General features: G+C 74.7%; 4 protein-coding genes and 1 pseudogene. All 5 read right to left on the bottom strand.

What is annotated here, in order from left to right:
• Positions 1 to 519: pseudogene (locus tag K6I33_RS32105) on the bottom strand (hypothetical protein); the annotation flags it as partial.
• Complete coding sequence (locus K6I33_RS32100; RefSeq protein WP_229358073.1) at positions 519 to 1,175, bottom strand: RNA polymerase sigma factor; 657 nt, start codon at positions 1,173 to 1,175, stop codon at positions 519 to 521. The gene K6I33_RS32100 and the pseudogene K6I33_RS32105, both read right to left, overlap by 1 nt.
• A 34-nt stretch (positions 1,176 to 1,209) precedes the next feature.
• The gene (locus tag K6I33_RS32095) at positions 1,210 to 2,151 is read right to left on the bottom strand and encodes a DUF4328 domain-containing protein (RefSeq protein WP_229358070.1); all 942 of its coding nucleotides are present in this window, start codon (positions 2,149 to 2,151) and stop codon (positions 1,210 to 1,212) included.
• Between the two features lie 309 nt (positions 2,152 to 2,460).
• Positions 2,461 to 3,042 carry a hypothetical protein gene (locus K6I33_RS32090; RefSeq protein WP_229358069.1) on the bottom strand — a complete coding sequence of 194 codons (582 nt, stop codon included), beginning with the start codon at positions 3,040 to 3,042 and terminating at the stop codon, positions 2,461 to 2,463.
• Positions 3,043 to 3,162: 120 nt separating this feature from the next.
• Positions 3,163 to 4,620 (bottom strand): glycoside hydrolase family 20 protein, encoded by a 1,458-nt coding sequence (locus K6I33_RS32085; RefSeq protein WP_229358071.1) that lies wholly within the window; start codon positions 4,618 to 4,620, stop codon positions 3,163 to 3,165.
• Between the last annotated feature and the right edge of the window lie 16 nt (positions 4,621 to 4,636).

Here is a 4,636-nt window from a genome sequence, read left to right as displayed (position 1 = left end):
GGGTACGCCGGGGGCGACCGTCGCCACATCGGTCTCGTCGGCGAGGGTCACGCTGGCGGAGGGCGACGGCTCCTTGCCGGACCTGCCGAACGGTCCGGGCAGGACGCCCGCGCCTGCCGCGACCGCTACACCGCCCACCGCGCAGCCCGCGAGGGCCAGCGCGAGGGCCGTCCGGGCGGGTCGGCGCAGGAAGGAGCGGAAGGCCTCGACGGGCCGCAGCCCAGCACCGCGCGCGGTGACGGGGGCGGGCGCGGGGGCGGCCGAGGCGGCGCGCGCCTCGCGGAAGGCCGCGAGCGCGGCCTCCTCGCCGGGCAGCGGGGCATCGGCGGAGGTGTCGGCGGAGGCGCTCACGACTCCCGCCGACGGGATGTCGGTCAGGGAGTGGAAGGCCACCTCGAGCCGCTGGGCGACGACGGACGCGGGCTCGTCCTCGCGGGGAGCGGGGAACTCACCGCGCAGCAGCCGCTCCACGGCGTCGTCATCCATCCAGTCGTGCTCGTACCGGTGGTCGTCCGCCATCACATGTCCTTCTGCGTCCGCGCGCGCAATTGCGTCACACCGGAAGAAACGTTCGCTCCGCCGGCCCGCCGGTCCTGGCCGGCGGCTGTGGCCGAGGACCCGCCGGGGCCCGCCGTCACCAGCTCGGCGAGCCGCCGCAGGCCGCGGTGCGCGGCGGTGCGCACCGCGCCGGGCCGTTTGCCCAGCACTCCGGCGGCGCTCTTGGCGTCGAGGCCGACGACCACCCGCAGCACCACGGCCTCGGCCTGGTCCTGCGGGAGCTGGGCGATGAGGGCGAGGGTACGCCCCGTGCCGAGGGCCTCCAACGCCTCCCCGGCGGTGTCCGCGTCGGCGGCCCGCGCGGCGAGCTCGCTCTCGTCGCCGCCGATGGCCGGGCGCCGGCCGCGCATGCGTATGTGGTCGAGGGCGCGGTTGCGGGCTATCCGGGCCGCCCAGCCGCGGAAGCGGTCGGCGTCGCCGGTGAAGCGCTCCAGGTCCCTGGCTATCTGGAGCCACGCCTCGGAGGCCACGTCCTCCGCGTCGGCCTCGCCGACCAGCGTGCGCACATAACCGAGCAGACGCGGGTGCACGGTCCGGTAGACCGTACGGAATGCCGTCTCGTCCCCGCTCTGCGCCGCGCGCACCGCGACGGTCAGCTCAGCGTCGTCCCCCTGCACGTTCACATCCTGCACCACTGGTCGTACTCGCGGTTCAGGAGGCCGCCGGACCGGCGCCGAAAGGATTCTGCTGAGGCGGCGGGCCGTAGGGAGCACCACCGGACGGCGCCCCGTACGGAGGAACGGACGGAGGAACGGACGGGGGGACGACGGGCGGAACGGACGGGGGGACGAACGGCGGGACGGCCGGCGCCGCGAACGGCGCCGCGAACGCCGGGGCGGGCGGCATCGCCAGGGGCCCGGCCATGGCCCGCTGCTCCTGCATCCGCGTCAGCTGCCGGACGACGAGCAACGCGAGCACCGTGTCGGCCAGGAGCAGCAGCACGGAGAAGCCGCTGACGGCGAGGGAGCTGTTCAGCAGCTCGACGGCGTCCTCCCAGCCGGAGTCGGAAAGGACCCGGTCGAGCTTGCGGTTGGCGGCCGAGTACATGCCGTTGCCCACCGCGCTGAGCACATTGGCCGCGATCCACAGCACCCACCAGGCGTTGAGCAGGCCCTTGGGGGCGCTCTGCGGGCCGCCGGGGGCGCTGGCCCGGTAGATGTCGTTCGCCATCTGCTTGGGGAACCAGAGGTTCACGACCGGGGTGAACCAGCCGCCCACCGCCCAGCCACTGCCGAAACGGTGGGTACCGGGCGCGAACACCTCGGCGTTGAGGCGCGCCCGGCGGAACCAGATCACCCACAGGACGGCCGTGGCCGCCATGCCGAGGAACGACAGGACGGTCATCGCGGAGGCGAAGGAGTCGGCGTCCTCGGCGGCGGCTTCGGCGGCCGCGGACGAGACCACGGGGCCCTTGTCGAGGATGTCCTGGATGGTGCCGCGCTGCTGCCCGATGGCCGCGAGGTGCAGCATCTGCAGCAGGGCGACCACGCCCAGCAGGACGTTCAGGGCGATCCGGACGCCGCGCCGCAGGTCCACGCCGCCGACCGGAAGGCCGCCGACCGGGAACCCGCCGGGGAAGCCGGGCACAGGCATGGGAGCCGGGTACGGGTACGGCTGCGGCTGCGCATACGGCTGCGGGTATCCGTACGGGCCTGGCGCGGGCTGCGGCTGCGCGGCCTGGTGCGGCTGCTGGTGGGCGCCACAGGCGGCACACCGGCCGTCCGGCCCCACGGCGGCAGCGCGGCATCGACCGCACGGATACATCGGCAGGACCCCCAGGAATCGTGGCGTGGTCAAACGGCTACGAGCGGGTGATATTACGCGCTCCGGACGACCGGCCCCGGTCCGGGGAAGCGGGGAGTGACGAATTTTCGATTGCCGGCGCTGTAAGAGATGCGTACCTCACCAGGGTTCGCAGCGGACGGCGGTCGGGGCCTCTCCTGTGGGGGGTGGCGGCCCCGGCCGTCCCCGTCCGATTCCCAGCCGCGCCAGCAGTTCGCGGAAAAGTCCCTCCGCGCCGCCCGTCAACGGAGCTGTGCCGGCGGCCAGGACGCCCTTGAGTTCCACCGGGTCCGCCGCCCGTCCGGCGGCCTCCGCCCAGGCGGCGCAGTGCGCGGCGGCGGCTTCGGGGGTGGGGAAGAGCTCGTCGAGGCCCAGTCCGGTACCGGCCAGATAGTGGGCCAGCGCGGGCCGGCCGAGACAGACGGTCCACGCGGTGCCGCCGGGGGCGGCGCCGGTGACGAGCGCGCAGTCGCCCTCCATGACGTAGGCGACGAGGGCCGGGGCGCCGGTCTCGGTGGCCAGGTCGTGGACGAGGGTGTCCAGCGTGAGCGGTTCCGGTGTGTCCGGTTCCGGGTGGTCCGGGTGGCCGGCGTGGTCGGGCCGGTCCGGGTGGTCGGGGCGTTTCCACAGCTGCCAGCCGTCGCCGAGGGGTTCGGCCGGGCACCCGGTGAGTGCGCGGTCGACGGCTAAGCCGACGGTCAAGTAGCCCCAGAAGCCCATTCGTGCCCGCCCCTTCTTCGCGCCCGCCGCGTGCGGTCGTCCGGGACGTACAGCGCGGCGGGCTTCTCCCGCGTCACACCGGCCACAGGGTGGGGTCCCGCCTCAGCGCCGCACCCGTCCCGCCAGCGCCGAGAAGTCCGCCCACGACAACCGCGGCGGCCGCGGGTCCCACAGCCGCTGCGACACCGCCGCGAGCGGCAGCCGGATTCCCGCCGCCACCTGCTCCGGCGACTGCGCGTCCGCGCGGTCGCACCAGACCGCGAGCCGTCCGCCCGGGACCCGGTCCGGGCCGGTCGGCACGTTCGGCGGGACGGGGCCCGTGCCCCGGAGGACGGGCGGCGACCACGCGCCGTAGATCCGCTCCCCCGTCGGATAGCGGAAATCGTTGGGCTCGCCGAGCACGTAATAGAGGTATTCGTCGTTCAGGTTGACCACCGTGCGTCCCTCGTTCAGGTAGTCCTGCGGGCGACGCGCGCCGATCTCCTTGCCCGTCCAGTACTCGACTTCGATGGATTTGTCCGGGGTGACGACCCCGCCCGTGAAGAAGCCGTCGTTCCACGCCTTGGGGGTCTTGCCCAGGCCGCGCACCACGGCCGCCCGGTCGTTGAGCCAGGCCGTGGCCAGGTCCTGGACCCGGCCCTGGGGGCCGAACCGCCGGCGGGCCAGCTGGGCCAGCCGTGGATAGGTCGTCTGCGGGTCACGGGACATCAGGGCGCGGTACTCGTCCGAGCCCAGGTGGAACCAGGGGCCGGGGAAGAGCGGGGCGAACTCCCGCAGGAGGTCGTCGACGACCCGCGCGGACTCGGGGTTGCCGATGTCGACCGCGCCCCGCGCCGCCGTGCCGCCCGCGTCGCGGAGCTGGAGGGCGGGGCGGGCGGCGATGACCGCGCCGAGGTGGCCGGGCGAGTCGATCTCGGGGACGACGGTGATGTGGAGGTCGGAGGCGAGGGTGACGATCCGGCGGAGCTCGGCCTTGGTGAGGTGCTGCGGGGAGACGACCTCGGGGTGGGAGGAGCTCTCGATCCGGAAGCCCTGGTCGTCGGAGAAGTGCAGGCCGAGCTGGTTGAGCTTGAGGTCGGCGAGCTCGCGCAGCCGGGCCTCGATCCAGTCGGCGGTGAAGTGCTTGCGGGCGGTGTCGAGGTTGAGGCCGCGCTGGGGGCGGTCGGGCGCGTCCTTGATCACACCCTCGGGCAGTCCCCCGCCGCCGCGCACGGCCTGGACGACGGTCCGGGTGCCGTAGAAGAGACCGGCGGCCTCGGGGGCGGTGACCGTGGCCTTGTGGTCCTGGACGGTGAGCTCGTACGACTCGGGGCCGCCGGCCTGCCCGGCGCGCGCGATCAGCTCGACGTCGCCGGGCTTCGCGGGCCCGGCGTCGTAGGTGAGCCCCAGGTCGGCGGCGAGCCGGCGGGCCTCGTCGGCCGGTTTGCCGGACGCGGCCACCACCCGGGCGCCGGGCGCGGGCCGCCAGCCGGGGCCGGAGCGCTGGATGTACTCCCGGACGGCCGGGACCACGGCCGGGGGCCCCGGCGGGACGGGGGTGGACCTGTCTCTTATCCACACCTGACGCTGCCGACGA

It is taken from the genome of Streptomyces sp. UNOB3_S3, from assembly GCF_020740895.1.
GTDB lineage: Bacteria > Actinomycetota > Actinomycetes > Streptomycetales > Streptomycetaceae > Streptomyces.
The sequence above is the reverse complement of the archived record's forward strand: the minus strand, read 5'-3'. Positions and strand labels throughout refer to the sequence as shown.

Coding starts and splice junctions, on each gene's coding strand:
- K6I33_RS32095 (WP_229358070.1), bottom strand. CDS start 2,151: ATGCCTGTGCCCGGCTTCCCCGGCGGGTTCCCGGTCGGCGGCCTTCCG.